At 62.5% G+C, this 16,656-nt stretch carries 21 protein-coding genes; 16 read left to right on the top strand and 5 right to left on the bottom strand.

The window, feature by feature from the left end; genetic code table 11:
• The first annotated feature begins 267 nt into the window (after positions 1-267).
• The 8 genes from IRI77_RS24755 to IRI77_RS24790 all read left to right on the top strand — a co-directional run bounded on the left by IRI77_RS24755 (position 268) and on the right by IRI77_RS24790 (position 7,500).
• Positions 268-711, top strand: coding sequence for an ATP-binding protein (locus IRI77_RS24755; protein WP_194447675.1), 444 nt, complete (start codon positions 268-270; stop codon positions 709-711).
• Between the two features lie 41 nt (positions 712-752).
• Positions 753-1,097 carry an STAS domain-containing protein gene (locus tag IRI77_RS24760; RefSeq protein WP_194447676.1) on the top strand — a complete coding sequence of 115 codons (345 nt, stop codon included), beginning with the start codon at positions 753-755 and terminating at the stop codon, positions 1,095-1,097.
• A 35-nt stretch (positions 1,098-1,132) separates the two neighbouring features.
• On the top strand, positions 1,133-1,801 hold the full coding sequence (locus IRI77_RS24765) for a response regulator (RefSeq protein WP_194447677.1): 669 nt from the start codon (positions 1,133-1,135) through the stop codon (positions 1,799-1,801).
• 87 nt (positions 1,802-1,888) lie between these two features.
• Positions 1,889-2,593: a tetratricopeptide repeat protein gene (locus IRI77_RS24770; RefSeq protein WP_194447678.1), complete on the top strand. Its 705-nt coding sequence runs from the start codon at positions 1,889-1,891 to the stop codon at positions 2,591-2,593.
• 9 nt (positions 2,594-2,602) lie between these two features.
• Positions 2,603-3,718, top strand: coding sequence for a dGTP triphosphohydrolase (dgt, locus tag IRI77_RS24775; protein ID WP_228486308.1), 1,116 nt, complete (start codon positions 2,603-2,605; stop codon positions 3,716-3,718).
• A 114-nt stretch (positions 3,719-3,832) separates the two neighbouring features.
• Complete coding sequence (locus IRI77_RS24780) at positions 3,833-4,504, top strand: response regulator transcription factor (protein WP_194447679.1); 672 nt, start codon at positions 3,833-3,835, stop codon at positions 4,502-4,504.
• Complete coding sequence (locus tag IRI77_RS24785; RefSeq protein WP_194447680.1) at positions 4,504-5,556, top strand: sensor histidine kinase; 1,053 nt, start codon at positions 4,504-4,506, stop codon at positions 5,554-5,556. The genes IRI77_RS24780 and IRI77_RS24785 overlap by 1 nt, the downstream gene beginning before the upstream one ends.
• A gap of 63 nt (positions 5,557-5,619) precedes the next feature.
• A complete protein-coding gene (locus IRI77_RS24790) occupies positions 5,620-7,500 on the top strand; it encodes an ABC transporter ATP-binding protein (protein WP_194447681.1) in 1,881 nt (626 codons plus the stop codon).
• Between the two features lie 28 nt (positions 7,501-7,528).
• On the opposite strand, the gene IRI77_RS24795 is transcribed toward IRI77_RS24790, so the two are convergent.
• Positions 7,529-8,290: an aldo/keto reductase gene (locus IRI77_RS24795; RefSeq protein ID WP_194447682.1), complete on the bottom strand. Its 762-nt coding sequence runs from the start codon at positions 8,288-8,290 to the stop codon at positions 7,529-7,531.
• A complete protein-coding gene (locus IRI77_RS24800; RefSeq protein WP_194447683.1) occupies positions 8,287-8,544 on the bottom strand; it encodes a hypothetical protein in 258 nt (85 codons plus the stop codon). The genes IRI77_RS24795 and IRI77_RS24800 overlap by 4 nt, the downstream gene beginning before the upstream one ends.
• Between IRI77_RS24800 and IRI77_RS24805 the strand changes: the two genes are divergently transcribed.
• Genes IRI77_RS24805 through cobA form a run of 4 tightly spaced genes read left to right on the top strand, consistent with a single transcriptional unit; the run spans position 8,534 to position 10,905 of the window.
• On the top strand, positions 8,534-9,094 hold the full coding sequence (locus tag IRI77_RS24805; RefSeq protein ID WP_194447684.1) for a hypothetical protein: 561 nt from the start codon (positions 8,534-8,536) through the stop codon (positions 9,092-9,094). The two genes, IRI77_RS24800 and IRI77_RS24805, sit on opposite strands and share 11 nt — an antisense overlap.
• Positions 9,091-9,780, top strand: coding sequence for a ferredoxin--NADP reductase (locus IRI77_RS24810; protein WP_194447685.1), 690 nt, complete (start codon positions 9,091-9,093; stop codon positions 9,778-9,780). The genes IRI77_RS24805 and IRI77_RS24810 overlap by 4 nt, the downstream gene beginning before the upstream one ends.
• Before the next feature lie 10 nt (positions 9,781-9,790).
• Positions 9,791-10,063, top strand: a complete 273-nt coding sequence (locus IRI77_RS24815) for a hypothetical protein (RefSeq protein WP_194447686.1) — start codon at positions 9,791-9,793, stop codon at positions 10,061-10,063.
• A 56-nt stretch (positions 10,064-10,119) separates the two neighbouring features.
• Positions 10,120-10,905, top strand: a complete 786-nt coding sequence (gene cobA / locus IRI77_RS24820; protein WP_194447687.1) for a uroporphyrinogen-III C-methyltransferase — start codon at positions 10,120-10,122, stop codon at positions 10,903-10,905.
• Here the strand turns inward: cobA and IRI77_RS24825 are convergent.
• On the bottom strand, positions 10,819-11,751 hold the full coding sequence (locus tag IRI77_RS24825; RefSeq protein ID WP_194447688.1) for a 1-phosphofructokinase family hexose kinase: 933 nt from the start codon (positions 11,749-11,751) through the stop codon (positions 10,819-10,821). The two genes, cobA and IRI77_RS24825, sit on opposite strands and share 87 nt — an antisense overlap.
• A gap of 46 nt (positions 11,752-11,797) precedes the next feature.
• On the opposite strand from IRI77_RS24825, the gene IRI77_RS24830 reads away from it, so the two are divergent.
• Positions 11,798-12,700 (top strand): DMT family transporter, encoded by a 903-nt coding sequence (locus tag IRI77_RS24830; protein WP_194447689.1) that lies wholly within the window; start codon positions 11,798-11,800, stop codon positions 12,698-12,700.
• Here IRI77_RS24830 and IRI77_RS24835 read toward each other — a convergent pair.
• Positions 12,697-13,287 (bottom strand): hypothetical protein, encoded by a 591-nt coding sequence (locus IRI77_RS24835; RefSeq protein WP_194447690.1) that lies wholly within the window; start codon positions 13,285-13,287, stop codon positions 12,697-12,699. The two genes, IRI77_RS24830 and IRI77_RS24835, sit on opposite strands and share 4 nt — an antisense overlap.
• A 192-nt stretch (positions 13,288-13,479) precedes the next feature.
• Here IRI77_RS24835 and IRI77_RS24840 point away from each other — a divergent pair, with 192 nt between their 5' ends.
• The 3 genes from IRI77_RS24840 to IRI77_RS24850 are packed head-to-tail and all read left to right on the top strand — an operon-like array spanning position 13,480 to position 16,045.
• Complete coding sequence (locus IRI77_RS24840; RefSeq protein ID WP_194447691.1) at positions 13,480-14,409, top strand: D-2-hydroxyacid dehydrogenase; 930 nt, start codon at positions 13,480-13,482, stop codon at positions 14,407-14,409.
• A complete protein-coding gene (locus tag IRI77_RS24845; protein ID WP_194447692.1) occupies positions 14,409-15,359 on the top strand; it encodes a pyridoxal-phosphate dependent enzyme in 951 nt (316 codons plus the stop codon). The genes IRI77_RS24840 and IRI77_RS24845 overlap by 1 nt, the downstream gene beginning before the upstream one ends.
• Positions 15,356-16,045 carry a class I SAM-dependent methyltransferase gene (locus tag IRI77_RS24850; RefSeq protein WP_194447693.1) on the top strand — a complete coding sequence of 230 codons (690 nt, stop codon included), beginning with the start codon at positions 15,356-15,358 and terminating at the stop codon, positions 16,043-16,045. Before IRI77_RS24845 ends, IRI77_RS24850 begins: the two co-directional genes overlap by 4 nt.
• 70 nt (positions 16,046-16,115) lie before the next feature.
• Here IRI77_RS24850 and IRI77_RS24855 read toward each other — a convergent pair whose 3' ends face one another.
• Complete coding sequence (locus IRI77_RS24855) at positions 16,116-16,655, bottom strand: TlpA family protein disulfide reductase (protein ID WP_194447694.1); 540 nt, start codon at positions 16,653-16,655, stop codon at positions 16,116-16,118.
• Position 16,656 lies beyond the last annotated feature (1 nt).

Consider the following 16,656-nt stretch of genomic DNA (forward strand, 5'->3'; position numbering starts at 1 on the left):
CCATATCCAAAGATAGATATCAAAGGATATGTCTGAATCTGTAACTCAAATCGGAATTGACCGTTTCATTCTTCTGGCGGAGTCCTGCCAGACGCCGCCTGCCGCACGCCAGGAAGCCGCTTTCGCTGAATCGTGGCACGTGCTGCGATCTGGCTCGAAATCTGGACACATGTGAACCGCTTCCAATCTAGGCTTTGCCGTGTCGCTTGACTTTCGCTGCGCCGCTGGCATACCTTAGCGATTTCCCAGCCACTCCACGAGAACGCCATGAGCAACCTGGAGAATCCTAAAAACGTGATCGTGGACGAGTACCTCGAATCGAGCTTGGACAGCGTCGATTCCAGCGAGGAACGGGCCAAGGTCGCCGCCGAGCAAGTTGGCTTGCCGGAGGACGACGCATATCAGGTTGGTTACGCTGTCAGGGAAGCCATGGTCAACGCAATCGTCCATGGCAACCGTTACAGCGCAAACAAGCGTGTGCACTTCGTACTAAGCCGTACGGAATCCTCCATCCAGGTTCTGATTGAGGACGAGGGAACGGGCTTCCTGCCCGAACGCCAGGCCGATCCGCTGGCGGAAGAGAACTTGCTTAGCCAATCAGGCCGCGGCATCATGATCATCCGTTCCTTTGTGGACGAGTTCGTGATTGAGAAGGCGGAGCACGGCGGTACCCGGGTTGTGCTCCGGAAAACGATTCCTCCGGGAACTTAATTGCTGTTTGGGACTCCAATTGACGAGGGGGTATTAGAGAAGTGAGTGTAAAACTGACCACGCGCCAGGTTGGTGATGTAACTGTCATCGACGCCGCCGGCCGCATTACGTTGGGTGAGGGATCCTCCACCTTCCGTGACTCCATCAAGGATCTGACGACCAAGGGGCACAAGAAGGTGCTGCTCAACCTCGCCGATGTGAGCTACATCGACAGCTCCGGAATCGGTGAGCTGGTGAGCGGCTTCACGACCGTCTCCAACGCCGGTGGCAACCTGAAGCTGCTGAATCTGACCAAACGAATCCACGATCTTCTGCAGATCACCAAGTTGTACACGATTTTCGAAGTGTTCGACGACGAAGCAAAGGGACTGGCGAGCTTTAATTAGCCAAGGCACAGGCCCTCGCTGAGCCGAATCCGGCAATGCCTGCCGCCAAGATCCGCAGTGTCATCATCGCCGAGGAGCTCGCGCTGTTTCGCGACGGCATCGCCGCGCTGTGCGAGCTCTCCGGCCGTTTTCACGTGGTAGGCTGCACCTCGGACGGCGAGCAGGCCTGGAAGCTGCTCGAAGAGAAAACCCCCGACGTCGTCCTTGTTGACCTTCAGATTCCCCAGCTCCATTCCCTCGAAATTGCAAAGCGGCTGACTGAGCCGGGTGACGGCATGCGCCCGGTACCGACTCGTTGCGTGATCCTGGCAATGCGCCGCGACCGCAAGACCGTGCTTGAGGTGCTGCGAGCCGGCGCGCAGGGTTATCTGCTGAAAACGAGCACCGGTGCCCAACTCGTCGATTGCCTCGAACAGGTCATTGAAGGGGGCATTTATGTCTCCCCCGCGGTGGATGTTCAAAGCCTGTTCGCACCCGAAAAACGTGGCATGGTGGAGGACCCCATCTCACGCCTGAGCGCCAGGGAGTTTCAGGTCTTCTCCCTTCTCGTGGAAGGGGTTCGCGCCAAAGAAATTGCGGCGCGGCTCCAGCTGAGTCCCAAAACCGTGGATACCTATCGGTCTAATCTGATGAAAAAATTAGACATCCACGACATTCCGGGCTTGGTCAAGTTTGCCATTCAGCATCAGATCATCCCCGCCTGACCTGAACTGCAGGTTCCGTTGGAAGGTGGAGCCCGGCGGGTTTGGACCTGCGTGCTAAAATAAGAGTTTTGCTTACTGGAGTAATCTGTGGACCGCGTCACCAGACATGATTTGAAGACCGACAAGTTCGTTGAGGAAGTCGGTCAAACTGTACATTACGTTGATGAGCACCGCTCCGAGATGATCCGCTACGGCGGCATCGCCTTGGCCGTCATTGTGCTCGCGGCAGGTGGCTGGTTCTTTTACCAGAGCCGCAAGGCGGAACGCCAGGTTGCCCTGATGCACGCGGTGGAAACCTACAACGCGCCCATCATGCCCACTCCCAGGGATGGCGTCAAGTCGTTCACTGTGCAGGCGGATAAGGACAAGGCCCTGAGCCAGGAACTGAACGATCTGGCCACGAAATACTCCGGTTCTGAAGAGGCTGCCGCCGCAGTCTACATGCTCGGCTTGAATGCCGCTGACGCCGCCAAACTCGACGAAGCAGAACGCTACCTGAAGCGCGCGTCTGAAGAGGGCGGCGCCGAGTACGGTTCCCTGGCTAAGTTGTCACTGGCCCAGTTGTACGCCGGCACCGGCAAGCAGGCTGATGCCGAGAAACTGCTGCGCGGGCTCATCGAGAACCCCACCATGTTCGTCGCCAAGGATCAGGCGACCCTGGTGCTGGCCCGCATCATCGCGAAAACCAAGCCGGAAGAAGCCAAGAAGCTGCTGGAGCCCCTGCGTACCGTAAATGGCCCGATCAGCCGCATTGCCATTCAGGCGATCGCCGAAATCTCTTCGGGGAAGTAAGCTGGAAGGGTGAGCCTGGAACGGCTAAGGTACCCGATTGACGCCCTGAGGGGCCGCAAGTATCCCGAAGCGCCGCATCGCTACCGCAACGAGTTCCAGCGCGACCGCGACCGCATTGTCCATGCCCGCGCCTTTCGCCGCCTAGAGGACAAAACCCAGGTCTTCGGCGAACGGCTCAGCGATCATTTTCGCAATCGCCTCACACATACGATCGAAGTCTCCCAGATCGCCCGTACCCTTGCTGTTTCCCTGGGCTTGGCAGAGGACTTTACAGAGGCTCTCGCCCTCGCCCACGACATCGGCCATCCCCCCTTTGCCCATGCCGGAGAAGAGGCCCTGGATCGCTGCATGCGCGCGTTTGGCGACTCCTTCGATCACAACGTCCACGCCCTCCACATCGTAGAGAGCTTCGAAGTCCGGTATGCCCGGTTCCCCGGTCTCAACCTGACCTTCGAGGTACGGGAAGGCATGGTGAAACACTCCCGCGACTTCGCCCCTGGCGAACGTGTTGAGTTCGACGAATACCTGCCCGGCCTGCGGCCGCCCCTCGAGGCGCAACTCATTGATCTGGCTGACGAAGTTGCCTATAACAGTGCCGATCTCGATGACGGGTTCTCGGCCGGTCTCTTCAACATGGAGGAGATCGGCGCCGCCCTGCCGCACTACGCCGAACTGGCAGCGGAAATCCTATACCAGTTTCCCGGCGCACCGGAGAAAGTACGGTTTCAGGAGGTCCTGCGCCGCCTCATCGACCTGCTGGTGTCGGGTCTCATTGAGGGGACTGCACAGTCTGTGCAGTCGAGCGGCGTTGATTCCGTCGAGGATGTTCGCCGCTACCCTCATCGCCTGGTCACCATGACGCAGGCCGCCGCTGACACCAATCGCGGGCTCAAGACGTTCCTTTACGGCCACGTATACTCTTCCCCGGCGCTGGTGGAAGAACGAGTCCGCGCCTGCGAAGGCATTGAGCGAATGTTCCGGTTCTTCCTCGATCATCCCGATGAGATGCCGGATGGCCATGCCGAGCGCATCGGCCTGATGCCAGCGCACCGCGTCGTCTGCGACTACATCGCCGGCATGACCGATGGGTTCTTCCGCCGTACCGCGGCCCGCCTGCTGGCCTGAGGCTCTGGGGCCGCCCCCGCGCGGGCGGCCAGGCTGCCGTCCGTTTACACTCCGTTTACCTGACTGCGCTATTCCTCATACTAGGCGCCCTGCTGTGCCGCCGCTTCCGATCCGATGAGCAAAATCCTGGTAGTCGACGACGATCCGAATATCCGAGAGCTGGTCAGGATCTTCCTGGAGCCGGAAGGCCTCGATGTCTTCGAAGCCTGTGATGGCTACGATGCCCTCGCCCGGCTCGAAACCGTCAAGGCCGACATGGTCATCCTGGATGTCATGATGCCCAACATGGATGGTTGGGAGCTATGCCGCCGCCTGCGCCTGGCTGGCGACTTTCCCCTGCTGATCATCACGGCCAAGGGCGAAACCAGCCAGAAGGTGAAGGGCTTTCAGCTGGGCACCGACGACTACCTTGTGAAACCCTTCGAACCCGTGGAACTCGTGGCCCGTGTCAAGGCTCTACTGAAGCGCTACCGGGTGGCCAGTTCCCAGACGGTGCAGGTCGGCGGCCTGACCATGGATCGCAAGACCCACGAGGCAGCGATCGCGGGCCGGCCGCTCAACCTACCGCTGAAGGAATTCGAACTTCTGTTCGAGCTGGCGAGCTACGCGGGCAAGACGCTTTCCCGGTCGAAGCTCATCGAGGATATCTGGGGCTACGACTTCGAGGGCAATGAACGCACCCTCGATGTTCACATCAACCGCCTCCGGGAACGCTTTCCCGAAGCCCAGGCGCCCTTCCGCATCAAGACCATCCGAGGACTCGGCTACCGCCTGGAGGCAGCCTGATGAGAAACCGGCTGGCATTCCGCCATTGGTTTCGCGCCTTCGCTTCCCTGGCGTTCTTCGCCCTCGTTCTGTGCCTGGCCTTCTACATCACCGCCTTCGTCTATGCCCGCACCGGCTGGAAGCCTCACGCCGTGCTGGCCCTGCTGGTCAATGCCTTCCTCGGAATCATCCTCATGGTCGCCTTGGTGGCCATCGCCGGCACCGTGATTCACAGGCGCCACCGGACGAAGAATCCCCTCTCCGTCATTACAGAAGCGCTCGAGCGAATCGCCACGGGCGATTTCACTACCCGGCTGGACGAGAACCTGCGCTCGCACGGAGTGGTGGGCGAGCTGGTGCAGAGCGTGAACCACATGGCCACTCGTCTCGACGAGATGGAAAAGCTGCGTCAGGAGTTTGTCTCAAATGTGTCGCACGAAATTCAGTCGCCCCTCACCTCCATCCGGGGCTTTGCGGCTGCCCTGCAGCGGGATAATGTGAGCCTGGAGGACCGTCTCCACTACCTCGAGATCATCGAAGCGGAGAGCCTCCGGCTGTCCAGGTTGAGTGAGAACCTGCTCAAGCTCGCGTCCCTCGACTCGGAACAGACCCGGCTGGCCCCCACGACCTACCGGCTCGATGTGCAGCTCCGGAACCTGATTCTGGCCTGCGAAACCCAATGGACCGCCAAGGACATTGAGATGGAGGTAGCGCTCGACGAGGCCGCCATCTCGGCCGACGAAGACCTGCTCAGCCAGGTCTGGATCAACCTGATCCACAACAGCATCAAGTTCACCCCGCCCGGAGGCACCATTCACGTCGGCCTGCACCGGAAAGGCGATCGCTGGGAGGTGAGTGTTGCCGATACCGGGATCGGCATCGCCGAAGAAGACCTGCCGCGGATCTTCGAGCGGTTCTACAAAGCCGATCCTTCGCGCCGCCACTCCGCCGGAGGCAATGGACTGGGCCTCGCCATCGCCCAGCGCGTCGTCGAGATCCACAGCGGAGCGATCGCGGTGCGCAGCCAGCCCGGCGCGGGCGCGGAATTCACCGTCAGTCTGCCTGCCGTGTAACATCCCGGCCTTGTTTAAATTCAGTTTATGCGCCGCCGCTAATCTGGTTCGCGGAGACCAAACATGCTGCATCGACCAGGCGCACACCATCCAAACCGCTTCGCCGCGCCATCCGAAAATGAACCACCTGTCCAGCTCTCGACTCTTCCGTGGAAACGCCTGCTCGCTTACTTGCAGCCCTATCGGGGACGCATGGCCGTAGCCATCCTCGCGCTGCTGGGTTCGTCCGCGCTGGGGCTCGCTTTCCCCATGGTGATCGTCCGCCTGCTCGACTCCGCCACACGCACCCACAGCCTCTCTTCCCTCAACGGACTGGCCCTGCTGCTGCTGGGCATCTTCCTCACCCAGGCCGCGCTGTCGTTCCTCCAGTCCATCATGCTGGCCGTCATCGGCGAGAACATCGTCTGCGACCTGCGCACCACCCTATACACCCACCTGCACCGCCAGTCACTCGACTTCTACTCGGGACGGCGTGTCGGCGAAATCGTATCCCGACTCTCCAGTGACGTGACGCAGATGCGCACCGTTCTGACAAGCAACATCACCTCCCTGCTCAGCCAGAGCGTGTCCCTCATCGGAGCGCTTGTCATCGTTCTCTCCATCAACATTCAGCTCTCACTGTTCATCCTGGCGCTGGTTCCGCCGCTGGTCCTGCTCGTGGCGTTCTTTGGACGCCGGATCCAGAAGTCCAGCACGGGCCTCCAGGATCACCTCGCCGACGCCACCACCGTCGCGGAAGAGGCTCTGCAGGGCATCCGCGTCGTGAAGAGCTTCGGCCAGGAGCAGCACGAGACCACCCGTTACGGGGCAGCCGCCCGGAAGGCGCTCTCGGCCTCCCTGCGCATGGCCTTCCTTCACTCTTCCTTCTCCTCGGTGATGATGTTCCTGGGCTTCGGCACCATCTCCGCCATCATGTGGTACGGCGGGCGCGAAGTGATCGCCGGACGCCTCTCCCTCGCTATGATCAACGGCTTCCTGATGTACGGCATCATGATCGCCGGCAGTCTCGGCGGCCTCGCCGGTCTCTACGCCCAGTTCCGTGCGGCCATCGGCGGTGTCCAGCGTGTCTTTGAAATCCTCGACCTCCATCCCACCGTGCAGGACACGCCGGGCGCCGTAACCCTCACCGGCACGCAGGGCCACCTCCGCTTCGACAACGTGACGTTCCACTACGAACCCAATGTGCCGGTCATCAAGGGCATTATGCTCGATATCCAACCGGGCGAGATCCTGGCTCTGGTCGGCCCCAGCGGAGCAGGCAAGAGCACGCTGTTCAACCTCATCCCGCGCTTCTACGATCCAGCCGGCGGCAGCGTCCAGCTCGATGGCCGCGACCTGCGCTCCGTCACCCAGCACAGCCTGCGCGAACAGATGGCCCTGGTACCGCAGGAGACCATGCTCTTTGGCGGGACCATCCGCGAGAACATTCTGTACGGACGGCTGGGCGCCACGGAAGAGCAGATGATCGCGGCGGCCCGCTCCGCCAACGCCCACGATTTCATCATGGAGTTCCCCCAGCAGTACGAAACGGTGGTCGGCGAACGCGGAGCCAAACTCAGCGGCGGCCAGCGCCAACGCATCGCCGTGGCCCGTGCCCTTCTCAAGAACCCCCGCATCCTGCTGTTGGACGAGGCAACCAGCTCGCTCGACAACGACTCGGAAGGCCTCGTGCAGCAGGCGCTCAATCACCTGATGCAGGGGCGCACCACCGTGATCATCGCCCATCGCCTCAGCACCATCAAGGTGGCCCATCGCATCGCCGTCATGGACGGCGGCCGCATCGTGGAGCTAGGCACCCACCGCGAACTCATGGCCCTCGATGGTCTGTACGCCCACCTCTACTCGATGCAGTTTCCGGACAGTTCCGTGGCCACCCCGCCCCATCACTCAGAAGTCCGCAGGATGCCGCCAGCCAGCATTCTGGCCCCCGCCGCAGCCGATTAAAGGCGGCAGCCCGGCTTCTCGCAGGATCTTACCCTTGAAAACCCACAAGATTCTGCTTCAGGTGCTCGACCGATCGCGTCCCCGCCAGAATCGCCCCGTCAAAGGGTGTCGCCTGGATGGCCGCGAAACACTCACGGATCGCCTGGTTCCGGTCCTCCGCCTGCAGCAGTTCCCCTTCCGCGAATGGGCGGTTGGTGAACAGCAGACGCCCGGTTTCCCGAGCCCGTGCAATCGCCGGCCGCATCGCCTGGTTCCGCCGGTTGTAAGGAATCTGCAGGATCTGGAACAACTCGTTCGTGCAGGCGATCTCCACCGACTCCAGATCCTTCACGCTGGCGCCCACCACCTTGACCCCTGCTGCCTTGGCCGCTTCCAGGGCCTTGATCGTGCCGGGCGCCCGCAGCACCTCCGGAGTGCTCCGGTGCACCTGCAGGATGTCGATCCGCCCCAGCCGCCGGAAACTCTCTTCCAGGCTCGCCATCAGCGCATCGTAGCTGTGGTCGAGCACTGTCTGGTTTGTCTCGAAGTCCCAGGACTCTCCGAACTTCGTGGCCACCACCAGCGAATCGCGCTGCTCCGCCGTCAACTGCATCAGAAACGCGCCGAACCTGGGTTCGCTCCACGCGTACGAGGGTGCTGTGTCGAAGATCCGGACCCCGGCTTCATACGCACCGTTCAGGAACTCCTCCGCCTGTTCATCGTCCGGCACGGGCGATGGTTTGAAGCCCCAGGCCCGGCCGATCTCCAGCAAGCCCAGCCCGAACTGCAACCCTGTCCACGGCACACTCATTCGGCCGTATGCTCCAGCAGATTCGAGACTTCCGCTTTCCTTACGCCATACACGCGTTTCAGCACGCGGCACAGCTCCTCGGCAAAGCGCTGCGGGTGTTCGCTCTCGTCCAGATCGACTTCGATCTTGATGTAGACATCGATGTTCTTCATCATTCGGATGGTACGATAAATCGGACGGATGGAACGCGTAACCTGCCATTTGTGCGAGTCGCGGCCCCCGCGCCGGTCCTGCCCCGCCTTGATGAAAGACATCTGCGCGGTCTGCTGTGGGACTGAGCGGGAGCAGACGATCGACTGCCCCCTGGATTGCGAGTATCTGCGTGAGGCGCGCAGCCACGAGAAACCGCCTGAGGTCGATCCCAAGACTCTGCCCCACCCTGAGATCGAACTCACCGATAAGTTCATGGAAGAGCAGCAGCCCCTGGCCATCGTCACCGGCCGCCTGCTGCTGGTTTCCGCCCTGGAAACCCCTGGCGCCAACGACTTTGACATGCGCGACGCCCTCGACGCCCTGGTCCGCACCTACAAGATCGCCGATAGCGGCCTAGTCTACGAGACCCGGCCCGTCAACGGCATCGCTGCCGCCTTGTCTGACCGGTTCCAGCGCGAAGTCCACGAATTCCGCGAACACGTAGCCGAGCGTGGCGGCTCGCATACCGTCCGCGACAAGGATCTGCTGGGCGTGCTGGTCTTCTGGCAGCGCACCGAATGGCAGACGAACAATGGGCGCCGCAAGAGCCGCGCTTTCATCGAGTCGCTCTACGGCCTGCTGCCCCCACCCCCGGAGGAAGCGCAAGCTTGAAAGCCCGTCTTGTCGAGTCCGTTGAAATCGCGCCGGAGGTCCGCCACTTCACCTTCGCCGTCGATCTGTTGGAAACGCTGGACTTCACCCCCGGACAGTTCGTCAGCTTCAGCCGCGACGTCCTGGGTAAGTCCATTACCCGGGCCTATTCCATCGCCTCGGCGCCCTCCGGCAACCGCTTCGAATTGTGCCTGAATCGTGTCCAGGACGGCCGCCTCTCGCCGTGGCTGTTCGAGATGAAGCCGGACGACACCATTGAGATGAGCGGCCCGCTCGGCTACTTCGTACCGAAAGCCCCGCTGCGCGACGCCGTCTTTGTCGCCACCGGAACCGGCGTGGCTCCGTTTCGTTCGTTCCTCCGCTGGCCGCCCGTCTTCGCCGCTTCCACCAGCCTGGCGCTTCTCTTTGGAACCCGCTCGGAAGAGGGCATCCTGTACCGCCGGGAGTTCGAGGAACTTACCGCCAACCGGCCTGGATTCCGTTACTTGCCGACGCTTACACGCCCCGGGACGGGCTGGGCTGGCCGCGCCGGCCGCGTCCAGGCGCATCTGGATGAAGCGCTGGGCGGGCGGAATGACATTGATGTCTACGTTTGCGGCCTCAAGGCCATGGTCGACGATGTCCGCACCCTCCTCAAATCGAAAGGATTTGACCGGAAGCAGATCATCGTCGAGAAATACGATTAAAATCAATCTCATGGAATCCCCTGCAACCAGGTGGGCGATGCTGCTGACCGGTGCGGCCATCGTCTTCGGAGTCACGGTCGCAATCGGTCTGCGTCTGCTGCCTGAGCCGCGTTCGGAAACCGACTACCTCGTCGTTGGATCCATCGCCACTTTTGTGTCCCTGGGCGTCCTCTTCGCGGTCCTCATCGCGACCTGGGTTAAGTCCCCTGAAATCTTCTTCAAGCGCCGCAAAAAGGAGCCAGACGACCTCCAACCGCCGGCCGACTCCACTCCCGACGCCTAATCTTTACTTTGTTGATAGGCTTTGTGGCCATATGCTAGCCTGAGGCTAGTTCCTGCATGAGCACCATCCACATCGTCGGAGCCGGACCCGGTCGCGCCGACCTCCTCACGGTCCGCGCTGCCCGCATCCTTGCCCGCGCCGACGCCGTGCTCTACGACCGGTTGGTTTCCCGCGAAGTTCTCGAACTGATCAGCCCCGCCGCGGAACTCCATGATGTCGGAAAGGCAGAGGGCCGCCAGGAAGAGATCCAGGGCCACATTCTGGACCTGCTGGAAGACTGCGGCCGCCGCCACGAAACCGTGGTCCGCCTGAAGGGCGGCGACCCCATGGTCTTCGGCCGGGGTGGAGAGGAATGGCGCTGGCTGGTCGCCCGCGGTTGGAACGTGGAAGTCACGCCCGGCCTCAGTTCCGCCATCTCTGTCCCCGAACTGGCTGGAATTCCAGTCACTTACCGCGGCATCGCCGGCGGCTTCGCGGTCGTCACCGGACACCGCCACCCCGCCGCGTGTCAGGAGTGGGCGGCCTATGCCCATGTCGACACCCTGGTCGTGCTGATGGGTGTCGGGCGCCGCGCTGAGATCGCGGACTGCCTCATTGCCGCCGGACGCGACGGCGATACTCCGGTCGCTTTTGTGGAGAATGGCTCCACGGCCAGGCAGCGGGTCGTGGTGACAACGCTGCGCGAGGCCGGTACCTGCGAGGTCAATTCTCCCGCCGTGATGGTGATTGGAGAAGTGGTGAACCTGCGCGGCCAGCTAATTCAACCGGCGCACTTCAACGCGGCCGTAGATCTCACGAGTCTGCTGCAGGTTGGCGAAGCTCACACCCGGCAGTCTTGCTGACGCCGTACCAGCCGCCACGCCCCACCTCAGCGCATCCATGGCTTCCTTGCCATCGTGTGCAGCCCAGGCGTAGGCTGCGGCCAGCGCATCGCCCGCGCCGATAGGACACAGCGCGTCGATCCGCGGCGGCACCGCCTCCCAGATGGACCCATCCTCGAACGCGCCCAGCGCACCACGCGCACCCAGGGACAGAATCACGTTCTTCGCGCCCATGCCCCGGATCCGCTCAGCAGCTTCCTGGAAGTGGTTGCGCGTCAGCAAAGCGCGATTCAGCAACCGCTCCGCTTCCGGTTGATTCGGAGTCACTACGGTCGGTCCCTGCTCCAGCGCCGCTTCCACCGCTTCGCCATCCGTGTCCAGCAGCGTCTTCACGCCCAACTTCGAAGCTGCTTGGATCAGCCTCGCATAAAATTCAGCAGGCACCCCGGGCGGCACGCTGCCGCACAGCAGCAGCCAGGTCGCCTCTTTCATCCTGTGCCGCACGGTCTTTTCCAGCCTGGACAACTCCGGCTGGCTCAGCGCCGGACCGTGTTCATTCAATTTGATCGCCAGACCGTTCTTATCCGCGATCGTGAAATTCGTCCGGATCTCGTGCCGTACCCGCACGAACTCGCACGGAAACTCGGCCTGGCTCAGGAACCCTTCCAGTAGCTTGCCCGACTTGCCGCCACAGATCGCAATGGCCAGCGTCGGCCCACCATAGCTGTGGATCACGCTGGACGCGTTAATGCCTCGGCCTCCGGCCGATTCCCGGGTCGACAGGATGTAGGCCCGGTCTTCGAAGACCAGGCGATCGACGGCAACGTTGCGGTCTATAGCTGGATTCGCGGTGAGGGTGAGGATCAAACCATCAGTTTATCGGAGTCTGACATCCGGATGCTACGCTAACTATTTGAGGAATCACCCCCAGTTCACTGCCTACGCCGCTCTTGCGTCCGTATGCTTTTTCTGGGGCACCACCTACCTCGGCATCCGCATGGCGCTGGAGACTTTTCCGCCCGCCTTGCTGGTCGCCGTGCGCTTCACCCTCTCCGGCTCCATCCTGCTCATCGGAGCCCTGTTCATGGGCGCGCACATCCCGCGCGGCCGCGAACTGGCCCGCAGCGCCGGCAACGGGATCCTGCTGGTAGGCCTGGGCACCGGCGGCCTGGTTTGGGCCGAAACGATGATCCCCAGCGGCCTCGCCGCCCTCATCATCACCATTTCGCCCTTCTGGATGGTCGGTCTCGACGCCCTGATGCCGCCCCGCACGCCGCTGCACGGGCCTACCCTCGCCGGTATGGCCATCGGCTTAGGCGGAGCCGCGCTACTGGTCGGGCCCGGCGCCATGGCCGGCGGAGCCGCGGGCCAGCATCTCATCCTGGGCTTCTGCATCCTCCAGGTCGGCTGCCTGTCGTGGTCTTTGGGTTCGATGCTGCAGCGCCGCCAGGAGACCAAGGCTCATCCCATCGTGTCCGGAGGCGTACAGCAACTCGCCGCCGGCTTAGCCTTCATCCCGGTGGCTTTGTTCCTGCAAGGACCCGTGCACTGGTCGACCCGAGGGATCTCGGCCACACTCTACCTGGTGACCTTCGGGTCCATCATCGGCTACTCCAGCTACGTGTTCGCGCTCGACCGCCTACCCGTCGCGATGGTCTCGCTTTACAACTATTTGAATCCGCTGGTGGCCGTCTTCCTGGGTTGGGTCTTTTACCGCGAGTCCTTCGGCCTCCGTGAAGCCGCGGCGATGCTCATCATTTTCACAGGCGTGGCAGTAGTGAAACACGCCGAGGCGCGGCGCAGGAAACTGGCTTAGGCTTTCCGGTTCTGGCCGAACTTGGCACACAATGCGCCGCCGACGGAACACAGCACGGTGAGCAGGAAGAACTGCAGAATCAGCGTGAACACGATGGACAAGCCGAAGGTGGCCGGATCGTTCATCACCTTTTGAAGTTGGTTTGCGGCGTCGGGCGACAGGCCCAACCCGGCGGCGCTGTCCTTGTAGGCCTTCATGAGCTCATCGCTGCCGGCCAGGGCCGCCATGCCCAGCGTGAAGAATACGGTCGTGATGACAAAGGTGAACACGCCGGTGATCCAGCCCATCCGCGCGCCATTGGCGACCGTGATGCCCGCGCCGGTTCTACGCCGGTAGAGAAACACCGCGTAGTATCCGCCGCCACACAAAACAAGCGGCATCATGATCGGCCCCGCAACCACTGCGGAAAGCGTCATCAGCAGCTGAACGATGGCCGCCGCCAGAAACCCGACGCGCACGGCAATCCCGTTGTGAAAGTTGATTTCAGCCGGGCCTGTGGGCGCAAGCGGAACGACAATCTCGGGCTGGACAGCAGGCGCTTCTTCGGCCTGGACCTCGCCAGCAGCCGGTTCCGGCGCTTCCGCCACACCGATGTCGTCTCGCAGCGGGCGGCCACAGCGGTGACAAAATTGAGATTCCGGCAGGAGCTTCGCTCCGCAGGTGCAGTAGCCTTCCACATTATCAGTGTCCCGTAGTATCGATAGCAGCCGCAAGGCGGGCTTTATACTGAGGCTAGGCCCGGCCCATGCCGGGGCTCAATCCCTGGGAATGGAGAGTTGATGGCTGGACATACGATCCTGGTTCTGAATAGCCCAACAGCCCGGCATCTGACGCTGCTGGACCGCCTGCCGCCCGGTTGCCGCATCGTGGCCGGCGACAGCGCCGAAGCGTTCGTCAATGCCACTCCGGAGGCCGACATCCTGCTGGTCGGGGCGGTCAGCCGTGAGCTCGTCGAACAGGTCTGGTCCATGGCGCCGCGCGTCCAGTGGGTTCATTCCTTGTGGGCCGGCCTCGAGACCCTGCTCTTCCCGGCTCTCATCGAGAGCGACGTCAGCCTCACCAATGGCCGCGGCGTCTTTGCCCGCTCCCTGGGCGAGTTCGCCATCGCCGGCATGCTCTGGTTCGCCAAGGATATCCGCCGTATGCGGCGCCAGCAGCGGGAACGCCGCTGGGAGAAGTTCACCATCACGGAACTCCATGGCGCATCGCTCGGCATCATCGGCCACGGTTCCATCGGCCGCGCTGTCGCTTCCCTCGCCAACGCCTTCGGCATGCACGTTCACGGTATCGGCCGCCGTCACACCCGCGAGGAGTTCGAAAACATCCTCCAACGGTCTGACTATCTGCTGGTCGGGGCGCCGCTGACACCCGACACCCGCGGCATGATCGGCGAAACCGAGCTGCGCATGATGCAGCCGGAATCCGTGCTCATCAATCTGGGTCGCGGACCCGTCATTGAAGAACCCGCCCTGCTCCACGCCCTGCGCGAAAACTGGATCCGCGGCGCTGTCCTCGACGTGTTCGACGAGGAGCCGCTCCCCGAGGACCACCCGCTCTGGGCACTGGACAATGTCCTGCTCTCCCCGCACTGCTCCGACAACACAGCCACCTGGCTCAACGATGCGATGGAGCTCTTCCTCGAGAACTACACACTCTTTGCCCAAGGCGAACCATTGAAGAACATCAGCGACAAGAAGGCGGGCTACTGATGTCCGCCATCACCATCGACGACATCCGCGCGGCCTCGGCCCGCATCGCGCCGATCGCGCAGAAGACCCCCATCTGGACCTCGCGCAGCTTCGACGAGCGCGCTGGAGCCGAGGTCTTCTTCAAGTGCGAGAACCTCCAGAAAGGCGGCGCCTTCAAGATCCGCGGCGCGGCCAACTTCCTCTATTCGATGACGCCCGAGCAGCGCGCCAAGGGCGTGGTGGGCTTCTCGTCCGGCAACCATGCCCAGGCCGTGGCCATCGCCGCCCGCATCCTGGGCGTGCAGGCCACGCTCATCATGCCCGACGATGCGCCCAAGTCCAAACTGGCGGCCACGCGAGCCAATGGCGCCACCGTCATCACCTACGACCGTCTCAAGGAATCCCGCGAAGCCATCGGCCGCAGAATCTCCGAGGAGACCGGAGCCATGCTCGTGCCGCCCTTCGATCACCCCTGGATCGTCGCCGGAGCCGGCACATGCGCCCTGGAGATCATGGAGCAGGTCCCGTCGCTGGACGCCCTGGTCGTCTGTCTCGGAGGCGGCGGCCTCCTGTCCGGCTCCGCGGTAGCCGCCAAGGCGATCAACCCCTCCATTCGCGTCTTCGGAGTGGAGCCCGAGTTGGGCAACGACTACTGGCTGTCGCGCCGTGAAGGCAAACCCGTGGAAATCTCTTCGCCCCTCACCATCGCCGACGGCCTGCGCACCACCAAGCCCGGAGCGTTGAACTTCCCCATCATCCAGGAGCTGGTGGAAGACGTCCTCCTCGTCACGGAAGACGAGATCAAGGAGACCACGAAGTTCGTGATGACGAGAATGAAGCTGGTAGTGGAACCCAGCGGCGTAGTGGGCGCCTCGGCCGTCCTCCACAAGAAGCTGCCCCCCGGCCTGAACCGAGTAGCCGTGATCCTCAGCGGCGGTAATGTAGATCTGGAGGTGCTCGCCACGTTATGAAAGTCCGTCCCCCGGTGACGGCCGCCGTCCGCTTCCGCGAAAAGGCCGCCGAACTCAAGGAGCTTCCACTCGACCAGGTCTTCACCACCATCCACGACACCAATCTCTGGGGCGCGGAAGAGTCCGTCTCTGGGCTAGGCTCGGAGGATTCGGCTACACTGCGCTTGCGCACCGAACTCCCTAAGCTTCTGGCGGAGCTTCGAGCCGGGACCTTCCTCGACATCCCCTGCGGCGACTTCGGCTGGCTCAGCAAAGCCGACCTGCCCGTCCAGCGCTATATCGGAGCGGATCTTGTCGAAACCCTCGTCCAGGCCAACCGCACAAAGTTTGCCGGCCAGCCCGGCAGGGAGTTCTACAAACTCGACCTGTGCAGCGACCCGCTCCCGCAAGTCGACGTCGTCTTCTGCCGCGACTGCCTGGTTCACCTCTCGCTCGCGAACATCCGGCACGCCATCGACAACCTCAAGCGCAGCGGCTCCACCTGGCTGCTAACCACCACGTTTCTGGAATGCGAGCGCAACGAGGACATTCAGAACGGCGACTGGCGCATGTTGAATTTCGAGGTGGCCCCTTTCCATTGGCCGGCTCCGGCCAGGTTTCTTGTGGAAGGTTGCACGGAGGCAGGCGGCGGCTACGAGGACAAGGCGCTCGGTCTCTGGAAACTGGCCGATCTCCAAAGCGCCTGACGGCATCGATCGGTAGACACACGAAAGGGCCGGTCCTGGAACCGGCCCTGACAAACCAACGTGTATCGATCTACTTCTTCTTTGCGGGCGCCGCGGCCGGGGCCCCACCCATCGCCTTGTCGATCACGGCATACAGCCCGTCACCTTCAAAGATCGCCTTCAGTGACTCATCATAGACGAGGTCTGACCGGACGATGCCCTGCGCATCCACCACCAGCAGCGTAGGCAGGTTGATGCTCGGATTCTGCGGAGTGATCTTCAGCATCGCCGCCGTCGCCTGGCCGAAGTCGAACAGCACCGGATTCGTCACCTTGTACTTGGCAATGTAGGCCGAGACGCGCGTCGGATCGTCTGGCGGATTCACGATGGATAGCACGGCAATCTTGTCGCCATACTTCGCCTTCACCCGCTCCAGCGTCCGCGACAGCGTCTGGCAGTGCGGACAATCGGTCTTCATGATGTCGATCAGCAGTACCTTGCCGCGGAAATCGAGCACGTCGTAGTACTTGCCCGTCGCATCGGCGAGCGTGAAGCTGGCCACCCGCTTGCCGCTCAAAGGCCCGGCGAGGGCGCTCACCGCGAGCACGAAGAAGAGTAGAAGTTTTTTCATG

The organism is Paludibaculum fermentans (assembly GCF_015277775.1).
GTDB lineage: Bacteria > Acidobacteriota > Terriglobia > Bryobacterales > Bryobacteraceae > Paludibaculum > Paludibaculum fermentans.

Coding starts and splice junctions, on each gene's coding strand:
- IRI77_RS24755 (WP_194447675.1), top strand. CDS start 268: ATGAGCAACCTGGAGAATCCTAAAAACGTGATCGTGGACGAGTACCTC.
- IRI77_RS24765 (WP_194447677.1), top strand. CDS start 1,133: ATGCCTGCCGCCAAGATCCGCAGTGTCATCATCGCCGAGGAGCTCGCG.
- IRI77_RS24780 (WP_194447679.1), top strand. CDS start 3,833: ATGAGCAAAATCCTGGTAGTCGACGACGATCCGAATATCCGAGAGCTG.
- IRI77_RS24785 (WP_194447680.1), top strand. CDS start 4,504: ATGAGAAACCGGCTGGCATTCCGCCATTGGTTTCGCGCCTTCGCTTCC.
- IRI77_RS24790 (WP_194447681.1), top strand. CDS start 5,620: ATGCTGCATCGACCAGGCGCACACCATCCAAACCGCTTCGCCGCGCCA.
- IRI77_RS24795 (WP_194447682.1), bottom strand. CDS start 8,290: ATGAGTGTGCCGTGGACAGGGTTGCAGTTCGGGCTGGGCTTGCTGGAG.
- IRI77_RS24805 (WP_194447684.1), top strand. CDS start 8,534: ATGAAAGACATCTGCGCGGTCTGCTGTGGGACTGAGCGGGAGCAGACG.
- IRI77_RS24800 (WP_194447683.1), bottom strand. CDS start 8,544: ATGTCTTTCATCAAGGCGGGGCAGGACCGGCGCGGGGGCCGCGACTCG.
- IRI77_RS24815 (WP_194447686.1), top strand. CDS start 9,791: ATGGAATCCCCTGCAACCAGGTGGGCGATGCTGCTGACCGGTGCGGCC.
- cobA (WP_194447687.1), top strand. CDS start 10,120: ATGAGCACCATCCACATCGTCGGAGCCGGACCCGGTCGCGCCGACCTC.
- IRI77_RS24840 (WP_194447691.1), top strand. CDS start 13,480: ATGGCTGGACATACGATCCTGGTTCTGAATAGCCCAACAGCCCGGCAT.
- IRI77_RS24845 (WP_194447692.1), top strand. CDS start 14,409: ATGTCCGCCATCACCATCGACGACATCCGCGCGGCCTCGGCCCGCATC.
- IRI77_RS24850 (WP_194447693.1), top strand. CDS start 15,356: ATGAAAGTCCGTCCCCCGGTGACGGCCGCCGTCCGCTTCCGCGAAAAG.
- IRI77_RS24855 (WP_194447694.1), bottom strand. CDS start 16,655: ATGAAAAAACTTCTACTCTTCTTCGTGCTCGCGGTGAGCGCCCTCGCC.